Genomic DNA, 19,179 nt, shown 5'->3' on the forward strand with positions numbered 1-19,179 from the left:
GATCCTTTTAATTAAATAATTTTACGGTTTCGTTCACAAGAAATCTTACCTGGTCTGGTCTTCCTCTGTCATTTTTAGGAGAATTCTCATAGCTTCCTGTTCTTACAATAACCATGTTGTGATCTGGTACCATAATGATATACTGACCTTGAAGTCCAAGAAAATAATAATGTTTAACAGGATTGTCATGATTAATCCAGAGCCCCATCCCATAGATGTCTTCGGATTTTTTTGTAGGGGTTCTCATCAGCTCAATAAAATCAGAATTAAGAACCTCGATACCATCTACCTTGCCATCATCCAGGAATAGCTGTCCGAGCTTTGCAAAATCCCTGGAATTGGAATGAATACAGCAATATGTCTTTTCCATTCGGCTATTATCCACACTCCATTCGGCATTTTGTTCCATGCCTAAAGGAGTCCAGAATTTTTCAGATAAGTAGCTTGCGAGTGTTTGGTTTATTGATTTCTTTATGGCAAATCCCAATAGCTGAGTAGAACCACTTTGATACTCAAACCGTGTCCCGGGTTCTGCTTTAAATCTTTTTGAAAAAGTAGCTTTTAAGAGACTCCTTCCGTAATAGGCTTTTGCATTAGGGCGAAAAGGATTTTTATAATCTTCGTCCCAATCCAGGCCAGATTCCATTTGGGCCAGGTTTTTAAGAGTTAGCTGATTACCTAATTCCTTGTTTTTGAAATCTTCGAAAAAGCTGGAGAATTTTTCGTCAATACTTTTTATTTTACCTTCTTCAAGAGCCTTTCCCAGGAGCATTACAGTCACTGCTTTTGCCATAGAAAAAGAATTCGTTTTAGAAAGCTGGTTATAGCCATTCCAGTACTGCTCATGAAGCAATTTTCCATTTTTAATCACTAAAAAAGAGGCTGTATTGGAGTGGATGAGGTTTTCAACGATTGTTTTAGGTAAAGTACTTTTGTTATAAGCAGGATCTTCTTCCCAAAGCTTTGGAGACTCTGTGGAAATAATATTGCTGGGAAACAGTTTTCCGTCGTCAATGTTGGCACTTGATTTACCTTTCAGATAAGTTTTGGCAATTCCACTGAATAAATAATCATATCCGAAAAGGTAAGCAAAAGCTACACCTGCAGCAGCTCCGCCGATAATATATTTTAGCATTTGTTTAAGATCTGTCTTAAACAAATTTAAAATAAATTAGGGGATAGCAATAAAAAAAGCCCTGAAAAATCAGGGCTCTGTATTTATATTTTAGAAAGTAAATTTCTGAAGTTGGTTTTTTCATCAATGATCCTTCTCAGGTCTGCTACAGGAACTCTTTCCTGTTTCATTGTATCCCTGTCTCTGATGGTTACCGTATGATCCGTAAGAGAATCGTGATCTATTGTTATACAATAAGGAGTACCAATAGCGTCCTGTCTTCTGTATCGTTTTCCGATCGCATCTTTCTCTTCGTAGAATAGATTGAAATCGTATTTCAGATCATTGAATATATTTTCTGCATATTCAGCCAATCCATCTTTCTTCATTAATGGCAAGATAGCAGCTTTGATAGGCGCCAACGCAGGAGGTAGAGATAATACCGTTCTTTCCGAACCGTCTTCCAATACTTCATCTTTAAGGCAGTGAGAGAAGATTGAAAGGAACAACCTGTCTAAACCAACTGAAGTTTCCACAACATAAGGAACATAGTTTTCATTTCTTTCAGGATCGAAGAACTGAAGCTTTCTTCCTGAATACTCTTCGTGGGCTTTGAGGTCGAAATCGGTTCTTGAGTGAATACCTTCCAGTTCTTTGAAACCAAAAGGGAAATTAAATTCGATATCTGCTGCAGCGTTCGCGTAATGCGCTAATTTTTCATGATCATGAAATCTGTAATTTTCATCACCTAAACCTAGGGCACGGTGCCAATTCAGACGTTTTTGCTTCCATTGTTCGTAGAATTCGAGTTCAGTTCCCGGTGCTACAAAAAATTGCATCTCCATTTGTTCGAATTCACGCATTCTGAAAATAAACTGTCTTGCCACAATCTCATTTCTGAAGGCTTTTCCGATCTGGGCAATACCAAAAGGAAGTTTATGACGTGATGTTTTTTGTACGTTTAAGAAGTTAACGAAAATACCCTGAGCTGTTTCTGGTCTAAGATAAAGATCCATTGCAGAATCTGCAGAAGCTCCCAGTTTTGTTCCGAACATCAGGTTGAATTGTCTTACTTCCGTCCAGTTTTTGGAACCTGTATCAGGATCTGCAATTTCAAGCTCTTCAATTAAAGCTTTTACATCAGCAAGATCTTCATTTTCAAGGGACTTTGCCAACCTGGAAAGAATTGCCTCTCTTTTTGCCCTGTACTCTAGAATTTTTGGATTTGTAGCAACAAATTGATCTTTATCAAAAGCATCACCAAATCTTTTCGCTGCCTTTTCAATTTCTTTGTTCTCTTTATCTTCAATTTTAGCACAATAATCTTCAACCAAAACATCTGCTCTGAAACGTTTCTTAGAATCCTTGTTGTCAATCAACGGATCATTAAATGCATCCACGTGGCCCGAAGCTTTCCAAGTAGTAGGGTGCATCAGGATAGCTGAATCAATACCTACAATATTTTCGTTAAGCTGTACCATCGCTTTCCACCAATATTGTTTGATATTATTTTTCAGTTCAGCTCCGTTCTGCCCATAATCATAAACAGCGGATAAACCGTCATAGATCTCACTGGAAGGGAAAATAAAACCATATTCTTTAGCGTGAGAAATCACTTTCTTGAAAACATCTTCTTGCTTTGCCATAATTTTTTTACGTCTGATTTGCAAAAATATGAATTTGGATTCCAAAATCATGAAATTCAACAAAAAAAGCGGCTAAAAAAGAAATTTTCTTTCTCTTTTGATTTTTAGCGAACTAAGAATCTATCTTTTTGGAAAGAAAATACGAATAGGATTGTTTTTATTGTCTTATTTTGAGACAATTTGTCGAAATTTGTTTTGATTAAAGATTTTACGATGAGAAAAATCAGTTTTATATTTTTGGCTTTTATTTTGTCTGTTCATCTGTTTTCTGCCCAGAAAATACCTGAAGGAAAAGTGGTAACAACTTTCATTACCGCAAAAACACTTCATAACAAAGCCGGTGAAAACCCTAAGCGGAGAATTTCAGTCTATCTTCCTCCGGATTATGAAAAATCTTTAAAAAGGTATCCTGTTATATATTATTTACACGGTTTTTTTTGGAATGACAGTCTTTTGGTAGGCAGTGATAGAATCAATCATATTATCGACCGCGCAATCGAAGCAAAAAAGATAAAACCTGTAATTATTGTTATGCCTGATGAAAGTACAGTTTTTAAGGGAAGCTTCTATGCCAATTCGAAATCGTCCGGAAACTGGTCCGATTTCACTTCTCTTGAACTGGTGGAGTTTATTGATAAAAATTATAGAACGATTTCCAGTAAAGACAGTCGCGGAATTTCAGGACATTCTATGGGCGGAAACGGAGCGCTTCGAAATGCATTTCTTCATCCGGATGTTTTTTCATCTGTATACGCTTTATCTCCGGGAATTCTGGATGCCAGGTATTTTGCTTTGACAGAAATTGAATCTTATAAAAACGTACAGAATATTAAAGAAGTCAAGGATCTTTCAAAACCTGAAAACTCAAGAACCAATATTATTTTTGCCATTGCCAGAGCTTATAACGGAAATGTGAATAAGCCTCCTTTTTTTGCTGATCTCCCATTTTATTTTCAGGGAGATGATCTGAAAATAGACGCTCTTGTCCTGGACGAACTCAAGAAAAATTCTACTTCAGAGCTGGTTTTCACGCAATATGAAAACATCAAAAAACTGAAGGCGATAAAATTTGATTGGGGCCGAAATGATGAGCTTAAGCATATTCCACCAAGCTGTATGAGTTTAAGCAAAAATCTTGAAATATTAAAAATAAAGCATGAAGCCGAAGAATATATCGGAACACATGGAAGTGAGGTTAGCAAAGAAAACGGACGAATTGAAAATCAAATGTTACCTTTTTTCAATACGCATTTGAAATTTGAGGAATAATGTATACTATAAAATTTTCATAGTATTTTCGTAGCAGTTAAGAGTAAATAGATAAGAATCCTCTATTTTTGCTCCATGTTAGAAATTCTTTATCGCGACGAACATCTTATTGCCATCAATAAACCGAGCGGTTTACTGGTGCATAAGTCCTTTTACTCCGGGGAAGCGGATACTTATGCTATTCAGGAACTGAGAAAGCAGATTGGTCAAAAAGTTTATCCGGTGCATCGTCTCGATAGAAAAACTTCAGGAGTTTTGCTGTTTACACTAGATAAAGAAACTTTGAGAACAATGAGTGACCGGTTTGCATCACGGGAGGTGGAAAAGAAATACATCGCAATTCTTCGTGGTTGGGCAAAAGAAGAAGAAACCATTGATTATGATTTAGTTAATGAAGACGAGGTAAAGCAAAAAGCAGTTACGTATTATCATCGTTTACAGACTTCAGAAATAGAATTGCCTTTTTTAAAACATCAGACGTCAAGATATTGTTTAGTTGAAGCCATTCCAGAAACGGGGCGGTTTCATCAGCTGAGAAAGCATTTTAAGCATATTCTGCATCCTATTTTAGGCTGTCGTAAGCATGGATGCAATAAACAAAACAAGTTGTGGCTTCAGACATTTGGCATCAACAAAATGACGCTTCATGCCCATCAATTGGTTTTTAATCACCCAGTTTCTAATGAAAGGATTACGGTAAATGCAACGATAGACGATGAGTTTAAAAGAGTAGGAGGCATTCTTAATTTCGACTTGAGCTCGTATTCTTAACCTCTCATATTTTGCCGTTTCAATTTCATTTTTGATAAAATATCAAAAGTTAATACGACCATTAATTTAATTTGAGTATTTTTGTCAAACTTTTTTTCAATGTACAAAAGTATCATCAGACCCATTCTGTTCAAATTTGATCCCGAGGAAGTTCATCATTTAACATTTTCAATGCTTAAGAATTTTGGATTTCTCACCAAACTATTTTTTCCTAAACCAATCGAAGATAAACGTCTTGAAAGAGAAGTTTTTGGCTTGAAATTTAAAAATCCGGTAGGCTTGGCAGCCGGTTTTGATAAGAATGCAGTGCTTTTTGAAGAACTCGCTGATCTTGGTTTTGGTTTTGTGGAAATCGGAACACTTACACCCAAAGGCCAACCGGGAAATGACAAGAAAAGACTTTTTCGCTTAAAAGGAGATTCAGCCATTATCAATAGGATGGGCTTCAACAATGAAGGAGTAGATGCTGCTGTTGAAAGGCTTAAGAAAAATAAAAATGTACTGATCGGTGGAAACATCGGGAAAAATAAAGTAACTTCTAATGAAGAAGCGGTAAATGATTACAAAATTTGTTTTGAGAAACTTTTTCCGTATGTAGACTATTTTGTTGTTAATGTAAGCTCGCCTAATACACCCAACCTCCGCGAACTTCAGGATAAAGAACCTTTAACTCAGCTTTTGGGAACTTTGCAACAAATGAATAACGGAAAAGCCAATCCAAAACCTATCCTTCTAAAAATAGCACCTGACCTATCCGATGATCAGTTGTTGGACATTATCGATATTGTAAAAGATACTAAAATAGCGGGAGTTATAGCAACCAATACTACACTTTCCCGCGAGAATCTTAGTTCCGAGAATAAATCTGAAACCGGAGGATTATCAGGAAAACCACTAACTAAAAGATCTACAGAAGTGATCCGTTTTCTTTCTGAAAAGAGCGGTAGAGCATTTCCGATTATCGGAGTGGGAGGAATCCATTCTGCAAAAGATGCAATTGAAAAGCTTGATGCAGGAGCAAGCCTTATCCAGCTTTATACAGGATTTATTTATGAGGGTCCGGAATTGATCAATGAGATCAAAAAAGAACTTTTAAAAAGGGCTTCAAGACTACCTAGATAAGGAAGCATATTCCAAATCTGATCAGTAATGGCAGGTCTTGCATCTATTTTGATTTTGTAACTGAAGCATTGTTACGATCTACAACCAAGGTATAAGCAGGGCTTGTTGTTGTCTTTTTAATAGCGAACTTTAAAACTTTAGAATCTTTAGTTTTGGTTACTACAGTATCGTAAATATTATTGATACAGCTTTCTGTAAGAAAATCTTCGTGTTTTTTATAGTTCCAGTCGCTGGTAAAGTATAATACCCTATAGCCCTTTTCTCCTTCACTGGCACCACACATTCCGCAGGCATTGAAATTGGACGTATGCTCAAAATATAACAGAATCCTGTTTCCCGATTGATCTGAAACGTATGATACCAGTTCATTACCTCCGTAAGAATCTATAAAATCATAGGTGTTTATTTTTTTATTATTGGGCAGGATCAGATAATTATTAAATCTGTAGATCATGTTGTTTTTGGTAAACAAACTTGCAGATTGTGCTTTATTTCCTAAAATGAATTTACCTTGGACTTCTTTATTGGACCGATCATTTTTAAAAATGAAGCTTTCTTTGGGGTTCAGCGTCTTAGCAATACTGTCAGTTTTTTCAATCCATTGAGGTGATGTAATCTTTTCTCCCAATATTTTTGAACTCTGTTTTTGCTTATTTCCAAAATTATAGAGGTATAGGTTTCCATAATCGTAAATACCGGTGAGCGGAATTTTTTTCTGATATTTATCGTAGAAATACCAGCCGTCTATAAAGTGCTGATATTGGCTGCAATCCACGATACCCCTATAATGCAATTGCATGGTAACAGGAATTCCTGCAACTTCCCCTTTAAAGATCTGGGAAGAATCATTAACTACTTTGAGTTCTATTTTTTGAGCGAGGGAAAAGAAGTCTATGGAACACAGGAGTAATAAAAATAGTTTTTTCATGCGGGTTTTATGGTTAGTTTTTAGTTGTATTAAATAAAGAAATGAGCAATTGTATAAATGATCAATCCAACCAATCCACCGACTAATGTACCATTTACACGGATAAACTGTAGGTCTTTACCCACCTCAAGCTCCATTTTCTCACTTAATTCTTTGCCTTTCCAGTTTCCGACAGTGGAGCTGATGAGGTTTCCAAATTGGTGAGTGTTTCTCAGAATATATTTATAGGCAGTAACGCGTACCCAATGATCTATTTTGTTTTGAAGTTTTTCGTCAGTTTTTAAGTTCTCTGAAAACTCATTTAAATTTTTGGAGATATAATTTTTTAAAGAGGAGTGATCTTCCTGAAGTTCTTTTGTTAAAGTGTTTTTAATGGAAGACCAGATGTCATTCGAATACTGGCTGAGTTTATCGTTTTTAAGGATCTCATTTTTAATGTTCTTAAACTCACCTTCCCATTTAGGGTCTTCTTTCAGATCCGATGAAAATTCATAGATCTTCTTTGAGATTAATGATCTGATTTCATGTTGAGGATCTTCCTCCACTTCTTTAAAGAAATCGGATAATCCATTGGCAATTTTTTCTGCAATTTTATTGTCAACAAATGACGGGATAAAAGAATAACTTCCTTTTTTTACACGCTCCTCGATCATCTCATCATTTTCTATGATGTATTCTTTGATTTGCTTTGATAGATTGGTTATAATCCGCTGATGGTCATTTTTATCCAGCAAATAGTTAATTCCGTTTCCAATGATCACATTAAGCTTTATCCCATTGGACATTTCGGAGACTTTTTTGGTAATAAAATCACTGACCACTGAATCGTCAAGCTTATTGAGGATATCCAGAACAATATCGGATAGATTTTTAATTAAAATTTCCTGGTTTTTTTCTTTGGTAAGCCATTCGCCTACGAAATTGGATATTTTAAGTTTCTGAATGTAAGGGCGTATGTTCTGTGGTGAAAGAAAATTGGTCACTACAAAACTTCCGAGATTATCTCCGAGTCTTTCTTTGCTGTTTTCAATCAGGTTGGTATGTGGAATAGGAAGCCCCAGTGGATGTCGGAATAAAGCAGTTACGGCAAACCAATCGGCCAGGGCTCCCACCATTGCAGCCTCGGAGAATGCGCGGACGTATCCTATCCAATGTGAAGGATTTGTCTTTTGAAGGACTGTTGTAATGACAAAAATAATTGCCATCAATACAAATAATCCTGTCGCAAATGCTTTGTATTTTCTTAGTTGTTTTCTTTTGGCTTCATCATTCATATGATCAAATTTAGTAAATTTGGTTATGAAATTTTTAATTTCATTAATACTAATTGTTTTTCTGCAATCATATTCGCAGAATCATAACCCATCAAAATTACATCTATGGAAAACGAAGCAAAAAACAATCCATACTATTCAAGAACAGATACCGCAAAACTGGAAGTTCCCAATGAAGAATGGAAGAAAATCCTGGCTCCCGATTTGTACGCCGTATCAAGAGAAGCTGCTACTGAGAGAGCTTTCACGGGAAAATATAATGAGTTCGATGAAACAGGTGAATATTATTGTGCCGTTTGCGGAAACCATTTATTTCGCTCTACCTCAAAGTTTGCAAGCAGTTGCGGATGGCCCAGCTTTTTTGAAGCGGATAAAGAAGGAGTTTATTATAAAAGAGATACAACTTATGGAATGGAAAGAGTAGAGGTGCTTTGTAAACGTTGTGATTCGCATTTGGGGCATGTTTTTGATGATGGTCCCAAACCAACAGGACTACGTTATTGTATGAATTCTGTAAGTCTGGAATTTGTCCCGGATTCTAAAAACTAGATTTTCGATGAATAGTTCTATCTGATCTTTACTATTTTCAATGAATCTACAATAAGTAAGAATTTTCTTAATATAAAGATGCTTATTGTAGAATATTAAATTATTGAAGATTTATATGCAGGAATTCCTTGCGAAGTATTTCCTCATGTTATAGCAAAACCCGTAAAATCGCAGTATCGCATAAAATCAATGCGACAGGAATTGATCCGAAATGCGTTAAAATAACGGCTTTAATTCACAGAATCAGGAAGTTAAAGTTTCTTAAATAGCGTTAAACTTCGGTTTGTTTTTCCTGTCGCGTAATTATGTTTTTATAATTTTGCCCCACTAATTTATATTTTACATAGTTATTGAATGAAAGGATTATATAGCCTCTTGGGCTTTGCGTACATGGTTACAACTTCATTTTACATTTCTCCGGAGAAAACGAATTTAAGAAGTGAAACCATTGGCACAGAAAAAATTGAAAGAGTAGCTGACACGAAATCTGAGAAGACAACCAATGCGGTATCTTCATCAGAAGAATTATATAAATCAATTGCATTCGCACCAGGACATGAACTTAATGAAGAGGTGTTCTTTAAAGCCTTAACAGGATTTGAAAATTTAAAAAAAGCAGGATTACTGAGTCAGGATTCACATTTACTGACAGTCTGCGATTTTTCGATGTCCTCCAATACCAACAGGCTATGGGTAATTGATACACAGGAAAAGAAAGTTTTGTTTAATTCTTTGGTTGCCCATGGTAAAAATACAGGAGAGGAGTTTGCAACCAATTTTTCAAATAATGAAAGCTCGCTTCAAAGCAGTATGGGATTCTATATTACCGATGCTACCTATAACGGAGATAACGGATATTCTCTAAGGTTGCTTGGGATGGATAAAGGATTTAATGATGCGGCTTACAGAAGAGCGATTGTAATGCACGGAGCAAATTATGTAAGTGAAGAATTTGCAGCAATGCATAAAAGAATCGGGAGAAGCTGGGGATGTCCTGCCATTCCGAAAGACCTTACGGCTCCAATTATTAATACCATAAAAGGAAGAAATTGTCTGTTTATTTATTATCCGGATCAAAATTATCTTTCTTCCTCAGAGTGGTTAAAGTCTTAATAAGAATTGTTATCAATAAGTATAAAGACGATTTGAACATAAACTAAAAGGTCGTATGAAATCTACAGGTGAGTATATTCCTGCTTTCAGGTTATCGAGTAATCCAGATCAGACAAGCAGATTTGAGACAGGTAAAATACCCACTTTGAAGCCCATGAATACCAGGACTTTTTGGATTAGTACGATAACAGAAGAATGGGAAAAACATACGCATCCGGCTCCACGGAGACAGTATGTGATCACATTAAAAGGAAATATTTTATTTAAAGTTAGTGATGGTTCTACATTTCTAATTGAACCGGGAATAATTCTTATAGCAGAGGATACTGATGGAGTTGGACATAGTTGGGAAATAGTGGAAGGAGAAAAATGGGAAAGACTTTATATTCCAATTGAAGAGGGGGAAGATGATTTTTTTATTCCTGAATCAGAATAAAATAGAAAGCAGTCAATTTTGACTGCTTTTTTATTTTTATTAAACTAATTCCTTAGCTAAACTTCTTGAAAATCAAGGTCGCATTGTGTCCACCGAATCCGAAAGCATTACTTAAAGCATACGTAATATCTTTTTCTTTAGCCTCATTAAATACGATATTGACATCTTTAGGGATGGCAGGATCTATCTCGTGAAGATTAATGGTTGGTGGAATGATTCCGTTCTCAATTGCTTTAATTGAAAGTATGGCTTCCGCAGCACCCGCTGCCCCTAATAAGTGCCCTGTCATTGATTTTGTACCACTTATATCAAGTTTTTTACTTCCTTTGAAAAGGCTGTTGATCGCTTTTAATTCAATAAGATCTCCTAAAGGCGTTGAGGTCGCGTGGGGATTGATATAATCAATATCTTCTGCATTAATTCCGGCTTCGTTAAGAGATAACTGCATAGCTTTTATAGCACCTGCTCCTTCAGGATGCGGAGCGGTCATGTGATAAGCATCTGCTGTCATGGCAGCACCTACCAGTTCGGCGTAGATTTTTGCTCCTCTGCTTTTGGCATGTTCATATTCTTCAAGGACCAATGATCCTGCTCCTTCACCGATTACAAAACCATCTCTGTCTACATCATAAGGACGGCTTGCTGTAGCAAAATCGTCGTTTCGCGTAGACATTGCTTTCATGCCGGAGAATCCGCCCACGGAAGCTGGAGTAATACCAGCCTCTGAACCTCCGCTTATGATTACTTTTGCTTTACCCAAACGGATATAATTAAAAGCATCCATTAAAGCTGTATTTCCGGTGGCACACGCGGAAACTGTCGTATAGTTGATTCCCTGCAGTCCGTATTTCATAGAAATCATTCCTGAAGCCATGTTGGCAATGAATTTTGGAACGAAGAACGGATTGAAACGCGGTATGCCCTCACCACCATAATATTCTGCGACTTCATTTTCGAAGGTTAGCATACCTCCCTGTCCTGTTCCCCAGATAACACCTGTATCGAATGGATCCATCGTCTCAAAATCCAATCCTGAATCTTCAATTGCTTCAGCAGAGGCATACATTGCATACTGAGTGAAGAGATCACTTCTTTTTATTTCATTATGGTTCAAATATTTTTTAGGGTCGAAATCTTTTACCTCACAAGCAAAATGAACTTTAAATTTTTCAGCATTAAAATGCTTGATTAAAGCCGTTCCGCTTACTCCATTAATACTGTTTTGCCAGAAATCTGCGACATTGTTTCCCAAGGGTGTAACTGCACCCAGTCCTGTAATGACAACTCTTTTCATACTTAGTTACTGATTTTAAATAAATTGGAGGTTCCTCTAGCAATGAGTCTTGTTTTATCTGCGTTCCATATCTCGCATTGGGCATTTACAAATTGCTTCCCCCTTTTAATGATTTTAGTTTCGGCTACAATATTATCATTTTCTTTCGCAGTTGAAAAATAATCGATGACATTATTTATGGTTGTAATGAAAGAATTTTCATTTAAGGAAAACATCGTAGCACCGATGATGTCATCCACAATAGCCGCGGTTACTCCGCCATGAAGATTACCGATTGGATTCAGCCATTCCGGGCGAACGGTATATTGAAACTCCAGATTTCCTTCCTCTACAGAAATTACAATAGGATTCAGCCATTTCATAAATGGAGAAGGGGACTGATCAAATTCTTTTCCAATAAATTGTCTTAATTGTTCTAATCGATCCATATAATACTTTTACTTTTCTATAATCATGGTGATACCTTGCCCTCTTGCTGCACAAATAGAAATAAAACCTTTCCCGCTTCCTTTTTGGTTTAAAAGCTTAGCCAGTGTAGCGATAATTCTGCCTCCGGTTGCGGCAAACGGGTGAGCAGCTGCAAGGCTTCCGCCTTTTACATTCAGCTTATTTCTGTCTATTTTTCCCAAAGCTTTTTCTAATCCGAATTTTTTGGCGAGGTCATCATTCTCCCAGATCTTAATTGTTGCCAAAACTTGTGCTGCAAAAGCTTCGTGGATTTCGTAATAATCAAAATCTTCAAGGTTCATTCCTGCTTTTTTCAACATTCTGTCTGCGGCAAAAACCGGTGCAAGAAGTAAATTTTGTCTGTTTTCCACATATTCTATTCCTGCTATTTCGGAAAAGGTAATATAGGCCAGGATGGGAAGATTGTTGGCCTTAGCCCATTCCTCACTGGCCAATAAGACAGCAGAGGCCCCATCTGTAAATGGAGTAGAATTTCCTGCAGTGAGTGTTCCGTTTTGTTTATCAAATGCGGGTTTTAACTGAGCCAGTTTTTCAAGGCTGGTATCAAGGCGTAAATTATTATCCTTCTCTAAACCAAATGCGGGTGTGATCATATCATTGAAGAATCCTTCCTCGTAAGCCTTAGCCATATTTTGGTGACTTTTGAAAGCCAGCTGATCCTGGTCTTCACGTGATATCTGATAATATTTTGCGGTAATTTCAGTATGTTCACCCATTACCAATCCTGTTTTAGGTTCCTGTCCCTTGTATGGAATAGGCATCCAGTCTTTCAATGACGGGCTTAAGAGATGTTTCAGCTTTCCAAAAGCTGATTTTTCTTTATTTGCTTTTAAAAGAGCCTTTCTCAATTTGGGGGACGATTCGAAGGGGATATTGCTCATAGCTTCTACTCCGCAGGCGATACCGCTTTCTATTTGTCCAAGGGCGATTTTATTCCCAATATATATAGCTGCTTCGATTCCTGTATCACATGCTTGCTGAAGATCACATGCCGGAGTTGCCGGATCCAGAGATGTATTCATTACTGTTTCTCTGATGAGGTTGCTTTCCGATATGTGCTTAATAACTGCTCCGCCTGCAACTTCACCAAGTAGTTTTCCTGTGAGCTGATAACGGTCAATCAGTCCGTTTAAGGCAGAAAGCAGCAAATCCTGATTCCCTTTATCTGCATAAGCAGTGTTCATTCTGGCAAAAGGAATTCTGTTGTATCCTACGATGGCCACTTTTTTTGTTTCCATATGATAAAAATTTATGATGGAATAATATTGAGTTCCTGGTCTATGATTAAAAGGATCCTGTCTAAAGCAAGGTTCAGATAGGTTTCATTACCTGTTGTTTTGGAAAGAAGTATACCGCCTTCAATAAGCATAATGAATAATGAGGCCATTTCATCTGCATTTACTTTTTCATTGAATTCTCCGCTTTGCTGGCCTTCCTGAATAGCTGCTGAAATTTTTTTGATCCAGGCCTGAAAAGATAGGGTAACCTGATTTTTCAGGATAGGAAAAGTGTCATCAGACTCTGTAGCGGCATTCATCAGCGGGCATCCTCCATTAAGGAAAACATCCTTCCAGCTTTTACGGTAAAAATTGACAATAGCTTTTAATTTATCCACAGCCAGAGGAAAGTCTTCTCCTAGTGATCTGGACATGCTTCTACTCAGAAAAGTTGAGTTATACTTGTAAGCTTCAAGAGCTACTTCATCTTTGTTTTCAAAATTTCCGTAAATACTGCCCTTTGTTAGTCCTGTTGCTTCCGTAATGTCCGAAAGCGTCGTTGAGAGATAGCCTTTCTTATTAAATAAGGGAGCAGTAGTCTCAATAATGAACTGTTTGGTCTTTTCTGCTTTTGACATAATCATGAAATTATATGCAAATATACGAAAATATACCAAATGGTATATTTAGAATAAAAACTAAGTCTGAACTTGAATATTAGTCCAGACTTAAGATATTTTATTTAAAGAGAGCTTCTTTTATTGTGGAAGCTGCCTGGGCAAGAGATTCCTGAATTGCCGGAATATGAGCTATAGGATTTAATAATCCATAATCATGGATAAAACCTTTATACACTGCAAGTGTAGTAGGAACACCGGCTTCATCAAGCTTTCTTCCATACGCTACCCCTTCGTCATGAAGAATATCATTCTCAGCTATCTGGATCAATGCAGGAGGTAATCCTTTTAACTCTTCAAGAGATGCCTTATTTGGAGAAGCATATTTTTCTTTTCTTTTTTCAAGATCTGTAGTATAATTGTCCCACATCCATTTCATTAACGGAGTTGTTAAGAACCTTTCCTGCGCATACTTTTCATAAGATTCTCTTGTGAAATCTGAGTCAGTAACTGGCCATAATAAAACCTGGTATTGAAGTTCCGGTCCTTTTTTATCCTTTGCCATCAGAGCAACTACAGCAGCCATATTTCCACCTACGCTGTTTCCTGCAACAGCCAATTTAGAGCCATCCACTCCGATTTCTTTGCCATTTTCGGAAACCCATTTTGTAGCTGCATAGGCCTGATTGATAGCAGTAGGATACTGAGCTTCCGGAGATGGAGTGTAATCAGGGAATACAGCGACGGCTCCACTTTTTACAACCAAATCTCTTACTAATCTTTTATGAGTAGGGAAATCTCCTAATACCCATCCCCCTCCATGGAAAAACATAAATACAGGAAGGTTATCGTTTGCTCCTTTGGGTTTTACAATATGAATATTTAATGAAATACCGTCCTGGGTAATCTTTTTTTCAAATTCTTCAATATCTGAATAATCAAAGTTTACAGAGGCTTGTGCTCCTACAAGAACCTGTCTTGCATCTTCAGGAGACATTTCTTCAATTGGTTTTCCGCCTCCACTGTTAAGATCCTTAAGAAAAACGCGGATATCTTTTAAAATATGGGGATCATTTTCTGCGGGTTGAACATTGTGTGACATAATGTTGGGTTTTTAAGGTTGGTAATTGGTTATAATAGTAGGTTGATTATGCTAAAGTTGCGTTGAGTGTAATTTCAAAATTGAAAGCGGCACTTACCGGGCATCCTTCTTCAGCAATTTTAGCATATTTTTTAAAGTCTTCTTCTGAAAGTCCTGGAACTTTTGCGGTTAAAGTCAATTCAGATTTAGTAATTTTTCCAATACTTGGATCAAGAGTAATAACAGAGGTTGTTTTAAGTTCCTCAGGGGTAAATCCGGCCTGTGATAATTCAGCGCTTAATTTCATGGTAAAGCATCCTGCATGGGCAGCCGCCAATAATTCCTCAGGATTTGTTCCTACACCATCGGCAAATCTGCTGTTGAAAGAATACTGAGTTTCATTTAATGTGGTGCTTTGAGTTGTTAGGTGTCCGTTTCCTTCTTTGATGTTGCCATTCCAAACGGCTGTTGCGTTACGTTTCATAATGTTTTGTTTTTTAGTTAATATTTAATTTGTTTTTTGACATGACAAAGGTATGTCACATCAAGGTTGGTTTCAATAGATAAAAAGGCTTAAGTATTGTACTTTTTTCCCGAAGAGTAATTTTTCTTAAAATGAGCCGGTGTGCTGCCTACCTTATTGGTGAATAATCTGTTAAAGTACGCGGGGTCCTCATAGCCAAGATCATAAGCTATTTCTTTTACCGGTTTATCCGTATAGAACAATAGTCTTTTTGCCTCCAGCAAAATTCTGTTGATAATGAGTTGATTGGGAGATTCCAGGTTTAGGTTTTTAAACTTGTGGGTCAATGTTTTCGGCGCAATATGCAATAACTCGGCATAGTCGGCCACATTGTGTTTTTGTCTGAAATGAATTTCAAGGTTTCTGCTGAAATCCCTGAATACATCGAGATCATTATTCGGGATGCTTACCCTTTCCGTTTCCAGGTTTTGTTTTTTCCACTTTCTGGTAGAATGAATGATGATCTGTTTCAAATAGGTCCTTATCATTTCTTCGTTAGAGGATTGCTTCCATTCAAGTTCATCCTTTATATTTTTTAGCAAATTTCTGATAATTACTGCCTCCTCTGGATTCAGCTCTACCTTTGGAATTTCAAATATATTATGGAAAAGGATCCCGTCGCAGGCTACTTCCTTATCATGAATCTGAATACAATAGAAATCTCTGTTGTAATGTAATAATATGGATTCATCAGGATTTCCCTTCTTTATATCCAAATATTGATTGGTTAAAAAGAACAGGGTTGGAACTGTAGTTTTGTAATGGTTAAAATCCACACTCAGTTCATATCCCGGAGGAATAAAGAATATTTTGATCTCGGAAGTCAATTTATTTTCCTTTAAAATGCCAAGATTTTCTTCAGAAAAAACATCGAATCCAAATTTTTTATAGGAGTCTTCAAAAATAAAACTTTGTCGCAGCATTGGTATACTTTAAGAATAAAGATACAAAAAAGCTGGGTGCAGATGTATTAAATCCCTGAAACAGATCCTTGATTACAATAAAAGTCACTTTTGAATCTCTCTGTCAATAAAAAAACTTTGATATGATCGGGATTTGTAACCTGTTGCTTTATAGAGTTTTTATGGTTGTAAAATAGTATTGCTTAATGATAAAATAGTATTATCCCGGTCACTCTTCAAAATTTAGATTTGTTAATATGAATTAAATCTTAAATAAATTTTAATTATCTCTTGTTTATAATGAATGATATTTAAGAAAAAGAGATCTGACTTGTTTATATAGAAAAAACCGCAAAAAATATTAAGATGAGAAAACAAAAGGGGCTTGCTTACGTACATATGATTTTAATTTTTATGTGCTTCGGTTTCATATCCTGCCAGGATGATAATGAAGGAACAATTCCAAAGGAAAAAACTCCGATTGAAATTATCAACAGTAAAAAATTTAAGGTAACAGGGTATTTTAATGGATTGACGAGAGGAGGAGTGATACCTGATTACTACAACTTGAGGGATATTCCGGATGGTGTGGATATTGTCAACCTTTTTCATCGTTTTTTGGGCTTAAGTAATTTAAAGAGAGGAGATAGGATTCCCGGAGCTACAGGAGAGGATGCAAAAACATTAACAGAGATCATCAGTGATGTACAATTCCTTAAGAAAAGAGGAACTGTTGTTATTCAGACCCAGTTCGCAAATGAAATCTTCGAAAATTATAAGGATGAACGAAAAACCGTAAAATTTAAAAACATGCCTGAAGATTATGATGCTTACGCAAAAAAGGTCTCAGATTCTTTGACGAAATGGGGGATTGATGGGGTTGATCTGGATCTGGAGCCAGGCTATACGGATGTAGGTTTTAATGCCGGAGATTGGGAACTTTATATTAAGGCCTTTGCTAAATATTTTGGACCGGGATCAAACTCAGGAAAGCTACTCATCATTGATACGAATGTAGGGTTATCAGAATTAGGGGTGTCTAGTGCAACCCTTTCAAAGATCGATCTTATTTATATCCAGGATTATTGGGGAAGTGAAGCATCCAGTGATAATAAAATCGATGGCTACATACAATCCGGTTTTCCAAAGAAGAATATCCTGTTGATTTCTGCTGACTTTGAATCTTCTTATTCTTATAGTAATGATAGCCAGGGACCTTTGAGGCTAAAAAAGTATTACACTTCTACGAAATACCAAGCTAAGGCGGGAGGATATGGTGCTTATGGATTCAATTTTGATAAAAAACAGGACTATAAAATTTATAGAGAAATGATTACCAGCATCAATCAGCTAAACCAGTAAACGTGGAAAGATGAGGTAATAATTAGTTTACCTAGTGATATGGCCGCTTCTAATTATTGGATCCGGCTTTATTTTTCTTATTAGAGATGGATCAAAACAAGTTAAGAAGTGTCAGTCATTATCTTTTACTAAAATAAGTGTACTTTAGTCAATCAAATTATAAAAACAACCGGATGTAAGGTTCCTTATCTTACATTTCTATTATAAATGCCCATAATTCAGTAATTTAACTATTGTAAACACATGAGCGGATTAGAAAATATTTTGAGAGAAATAACTCCGTTATCTCCCGAGGACAGTTTTCTTGTATTTGACCGGATAAAAACCTCATTTGATTTCCCGTATCATTACCACCCGGAAATTGAAATTAACTTTATCTACAAAGGGAAGGGATACCGTCGGATGGTAGGGGACCATACCGGAGAGATCGGAGATATTGAATTGGTGCTGGTTGGCCCTAATCTTCCTCACTGTTGGGCAAATTACCGATGTAAGAACAAAAAAACATATGAAATTGTAGTACAATTTAATCAGGATTTTTTCAACCAATCCCTGATGCAGAAGAATATTCTCAAACCAATCAGCAATCTTATCAAAGAGTCTATAAGAGGCATCCTGTTTTCGAAGGAGACGGCTGAAAAGCTGAAAGAGTCTTTTCTTAATCTTTCGAAGATGAATAGTTTTGAATCTTTTATTGAGATCATGAAAATCCTGAATGAACTGGCAACAGCTGAAAACAAAACATTATTATCCTCTTACAGTATTGAGCTGGAAACATTTGTGGATAGTGATAAAATGAAGATCATCCATGATTTTGTGCATAAGAATTTTGAAAATAAACTTACTCTTGAAGGCGCTGCTTCTTTGGTCAATATGAGCAATGTTACGTTCAACAGGTTCATAAAAAAAAGGACGGGCAAAACTTTTGTGAATTATCTTAATGAGATCAGGATCAGTTATGCCGCACGGTGGCTGATGGAAAAGAATCTTACCATTTCTGAAATTGCATTTGAAGCAGGTTTCAATAATATTGCCAATTTTAATAAGGTTTTTAAATCACTCAAAAAAACAACACCTACAGAATTCAGAGAACAGTTCAAGGGAGTAAAGAAAATAGAATGATATTTTTATTTTAAGAGCATTTTATATTCCCGGGCCCGGATTTTGGGGTTTGGATTTTCTTTTTATGGTCATAAAATGACAGAAATCACGAAAAAAATTATGCATATATCACATTTTGGCTATAAAAAATAGGAAAAAAACATGATTTTATAAATTCTCTAAAATGTTGTAATGTATTGTATTTCAGGCCAAAAAAAGGCCAATAAGAAAAGTGTAGAAAAAATAATATCGTTTTATGACAAAATAGTATTATATCTGATTGTGCACAAAAATTAGATTTGTCAATATGAATTAAATTTTAACGAAACTTTAATTGTTTACTATTTATGATACATAAATGTTAAGCAAAATAAAGTGGGCTTGCTTTATAA

Annotated in this window: 19 protein-coding genes; 8 read left to right on the top strand and 11 right to left on the bottom strand. The window is 36.2% G+C overall.

From position 1 onward, the window contains the following. Positions 1-7 precede the first annotated feature (7 nt). The gene (locus tag ACNFU2_RS15045; protein ID WP_306613381.1) at positions 8-1,135 is read right to left on the bottom strand and encodes a serine hydrolase domain-containing protein; all 1,128 of its coding nucleotides are present in this window, start codon (positions 1,133-1,135) and stop codon (positions 8-10) included. Between the two features lie 83 nt (positions 1,136-1,218). Then, the gene (locus tag ACNFU2_RS15050) at positions 1,219-2,760 is read right to left on the bottom strand and encodes a glycine--tRNA ligase (protein WP_273650394.1); all 1,542 of its coding nucleotides are present in this window, start codon (positions 2,758-2,760) and stop codon (positions 1,219-1,221) included. 213 nt (positions 2,761-2,973) lie between these two features. On the opposite strand from ACNFU2_RS15050, the gene ACNFU2_RS15055 reads away from it, so the two are divergent. The 3 genes from ACNFU2_RS15055 to ACNFU2_RS15065 all read left to right on the top strand — a co-directional run bounded on the left by ACNFU2_RS15055 (position 2,974) and on the right by ACNFU2_RS15065 (position 5,922). Next, positions 2,974-4,029, top strand: a complete 1,056-nt coding sequence (locus ACNFU2_RS15055) for an alpha/beta hydrolase (protein WP_306613382.1) — start codon at positions 2,974-2,976, stop codon at positions 4,027-4,029. A 75-nt stretch (positions 4,030-4,104) separates the two neighbouring features. After that, entirely contained in the window at positions 4,105-4,800 is a 696-nt protein-coding gene (locus ACNFU2_RS15060) for a pseudouridine synthase (protein WP_273650397.1), read from the top strand. A 99-nt stretch (positions 4,801-4,899) separates the two neighbouring features. After that, positions 4,900-5,922, top strand: coding sequence for a quinone-dependent dihydroorotate dehydrogenase (locus ACNFU2_RS15065; RefSeq protein ID WP_418122184.1), 1,023 nt, complete (start codon positions 4,900-4,902; stop codon positions 5,920-5,922). 43 nt (positions 5,923-5,965) lie between these two features. Here ACNFU2_RS15065 and ACNFU2_RS15070 read toward each other — a convergent pair whose 3' ends face one another. Beyond that, positions 5,966-6,850, bottom strand: coding sequence for a hypothetical protein (locus ACNFU2_RS15070; protein WP_273650399.1), 885 nt, complete (start codon positions 6,848-6,850; stop codon positions 5,966-5,968). A gap of 29 nt (positions 6,851-6,879) precedes the next feature. Then, entirely contained in the window at positions 6,880-8,124 is a 1,245-nt protein-coding gene (locus tag ACNFU2_RS15075; protein WP_273650400.1) for a DUF445 domain-containing protein, read from the bottom strand. 105 nt (positions 8,125-8,229) lie between these two features. On the opposite strand from ACNFU2_RS15075, the gene msrB reads away from it, so the two are divergent. The 3 genes from msrB to ACNFU2_RS15090 all read left to right on the top strand — a co-directional run bounded on the left by msrB (position 8,230) and on the right by ACNFU2_RS15090 (position 10,222). Beyond that, positions 8,230-8,673: a peptide-methionine (R)-S-oxide reductase MsrB gene (msrB, locus tag ACNFU2_RS15080; protein ID WP_418122187.1), complete on the top strand. Its 444-nt coding sequence runs from the start codon at positions 8,230-8,232 to the stop codon at positions 8,671-8,673. 354 nt (positions 8,674-9,027) lie between these two features. Then, positions 9,028-9,786, top strand: a complete 759-nt coding sequence (locus ACNFU2_RS15085; RefSeq protein ID WP_273650401.1) for a murein L,D-transpeptidase catalytic domain family protein — start codon at positions 9,028-9,030, stop codon at positions 9,784-9,786. Between the two features lie 55 nt (positions 9,787-9,841). Further along, the gene (locus ACNFU2_RS15090; protein ID WP_273650402.1) at positions 9,842-10,222 is read left to right on the top strand and encodes a hypothetical protein; all 381 of its coding nucleotides are present in this window, start codon (positions 9,842-9,844) and stop codon (positions 10,220-10,222) included. 52 nt (positions 10,223-10,274) lie between these two features. Here the strand turns inward: ACNFU2_RS15090 and fabF are convergent, their stop codons facing one another. The 7 genes from fabF to ACNFU2_RS15125 all read right to left on the bottom strand — a co-directional run bounded on the left by fabF (position 10,275) and on the right by ACNFU2_RS15125 (position 16,345). Then, positions 10,275-11,516, bottom strand: coding sequence for a beta-ketoacyl-ACP synthase II (gene fabF, locus ACNFU2_RS15095; RefSeq protein ID WP_273650403.1), 1,242 nt, complete (start codon positions 11,514-11,516; stop codon positions 10,275-10,277). Positions 11,517-11,518: 2 nt separating this feature from the next. Next, complete coding sequence (locus ACNFU2_RS15100; RefSeq protein ID WP_172282119.1) at positions 11,519-11,944, bottom strand: PaaI family thioesterase; 426 nt, start codon at positions 11,942-11,944, stop codon at positions 11,519-11,521. Positions 11,945-11,953: 9 nt separating this feature from the next. After that, positions 11,954-13,222, bottom strand: coding sequence for an acetyl-CoA C-acetyltransferase (locus ACNFU2_RS15105; protein ID WP_273650404.1), 1,269 nt, complete (start codon positions 13,220-13,222; stop codon positions 11,954-11,956). 11 nt (positions 13,223-13,233) lie between these two features. After that, positions 13,234-13,839, bottom strand: a complete 606-nt coding sequence (locus ACNFU2_RS15110; RefSeq protein WP_273650405.1) for a TetR/AcrR family transcriptional regulator — start codon at positions 13,837-13,839, stop codon at positions 13,234-13,236. Between the two features lie 100 nt (positions 13,840-13,939). Then, positions 13,940-14,920 (bottom strand): alpha/beta hydrolase, encoded by a 981-nt coding sequence (locus tag ACNFU2_RS15115; RefSeq protein WP_306613384.1) that lies wholly within the window; start codon positions 14,918-14,920, stop codon positions 13,940-13,942. 46 nt (positions 14,921-14,966) lie between these two features. Continuing rightward, positions 14,967-15,383, bottom strand: a complete 417-nt coding sequence (locus ACNFU2_RS15120) for an OsmC family protein (RefSeq protein ID WP_418122191.1) — start codon at positions 15,381-15,383, stop codon at positions 14,967-14,969. Between the two features lie 89 nt (positions 15,384-15,472). After that, complete coding sequence (locus ACNFU2_RS15125; RefSeq protein ID WP_273650407.1) at positions 15,473-16,345, bottom strand: helix-turn-helix domain-containing protein; 873 nt, start codon at positions 16,343-16,345, stop codon at positions 15,473-15,475. 345 nt (positions 16,346-16,690) lie between these two features. On the opposite strand from ACNFU2_RS15125, the gene ACNFU2_RS15130 reads away from it, so the two are divergent. Continuing rightward, a complete protein-coding gene (locus ACNFU2_RS15130) occupies positions 16,691-17,686 on the top strand; it encodes a hypothetical protein (RefSeq protein ID WP_418122193.1) in 996 nt (331 codons plus the stop codon). Between the two features lie 243 nt (positions 17,687-17,929). Continuing rightward, positions 17,930-18,808: an AraC family transcriptional regulator gene (locus tag ACNFU2_RS15135; protein ID WP_172282133.1), complete on the top strand. Its 879-nt coding sequence runs from the start codon at positions 17,930-17,932 to the stop codon at positions 18,806-18,808. Positions 18,809-19,179 lie beyond the last annotated feature (371 nt).

Source organism: Chryseobacterium sp. PTM-20240506, from assembly GCF_048296755.1.
Taxonomy (GTDB): Bacteria; Bacteroidota; Bacteroidia; order Flavobacteriales; family Weeksellaceae; genus Chryseobacterium; species Chryseobacterium proteolyticum.

Excerpts from the sequence above, each read along its gene's own strand:
- ACNFU2_RS15045 (WP_306613381.1), bottom strand. The coding sequence starts at position 1,135 with ATGCTAAAATATATTATCGGCGGAGCTGCTGCAGGTGTAGCTTTTGCT.
- ACNFU2_RS15050 (WP_273650394.1), bottom strand. The coding sequence starts at position 2,760 with ATGGCAAAGCAAGAAGATGTTTTCAAGAAAGTGATTTCTCACGCTAAA.
- ACNFU2_RS15055 (WP_306613382.1), top strand. The coding sequence starts at position 2,974 with ATGAGAAAAATCAGTTTTATATTTTTGGCTTTTATTTTGTCTGTTCAT.
- ACNFU2_RS15060 (WP_273650397.1), top strand. The coding sequence starts at position 4,105 with ATGTTAGAAATTCTTTATCGCGACGAACATCTTATTGCCATCAATAAA.
- ACNFU2_RS15065 (WP_418122184.1), top strand. The coding sequence starts at position 4,900 with ATGTACAAAAGTATCATCAGACCCATTCTGTTCAAATTTGATCCCGAG.
- ACNFU2_RS15070 (WP_273650399.1), bottom strand. The coding sequence starts at position 6,850 with ATGAAAAAACTATTTTTATTACTCCTGTGTTCCATAGACTTCTTTTCC.
- ACNFU2_RS15075 (WP_273650400.1), bottom strand. The coding sequence starts at position 8,124 with ATGAATGATGAAGCCAAAAGAAAACAACTAAGAAAATACAAAGCATTT.
- msrB (WP_418122187.1), top strand. The coding sequence starts at position 8,230 with ATGGAAAACGAAGCAAAAAACAATCCATACTATTCAAGAACAGATACC.
- ACNFU2_RS15085 (WP_273650401.1), top strand. The coding sequence starts at position 9,028 with ATGAAAGGATTATATAGCCTCTTGGGCTTTGCGTACATGGTTACAACT.
- ACNFU2_RS15090 (WP_273650402.1), top strand. The coding sequence starts at position 9,842 with ATGAAATCTACAGGTGAGTATATTCCTGCTTTCAGGTTATCGAGTAAT.
- fabF (WP_273650403.1), bottom strand. The coding sequence starts at position 11,516 with ATGAAAAGAGTTGTCATTACAGGACTGGGTGCAGTTACACCCTTGGGA.
- ACNFU2_RS15100 (WP_172282119.1), bottom strand. The coding sequence starts at position 11,944 with ATGGATCGATTAGAACAATTAAGACAATTTATTGGAAAAGAATTTGAT.
- ACNFU2_RS15105 (WP_273650404.1), bottom strand. The coding sequence starts at position 13,222 with ATGGAAACAAAAAAAGTGGCCATCGTAGGATACAACAGAATTCCTTTT.
- ACNFU2_RS15110 (WP_273650405.1), bottom strand. The coding sequence starts at position 13,839 with ATGTCAAAAGCAGAAAAGACCAAACAGTTCATTATTGAGACTACTGCT.
- ACNFU2_RS15115 (WP_306613384.1), bottom strand. The coding sequence starts at position 14,920 with ATGTCACACAATGTTCAACCCGCAGAAAATGATCCCCATATTTTAAAA.
- ACNFU2_RS15120 (WP_418122191.1), bottom strand. The coding sequence starts at position 15,383 with ATGAAACGTAACGCAACAGCCGTTTGGAATGGCAACATCAAAGAAGGA.
- ACNFU2_RS15125 (WP_273650407.1), bottom strand. The coding sequence starts at position 16,345 with ATGCTGCGACAAAGTTTTATTTTTGAAGACTCCTATAAAAAATTTGGA.
- ACNFU2_RS15130 (WP_418122193.1), top strand. The coding sequence starts at position 16,691 with ATGAGAAAACAAAAGGGGCTTGCTTACGTACATATGATTTTAATTTTT.
- ACNFU2_RS15135 (WP_172282133.1), top strand. The coding sequence starts at position 17,930 with ATGAGCGGATTAGAAAATATTTTGAGAGAAATAACTCCGTTATCTCCC.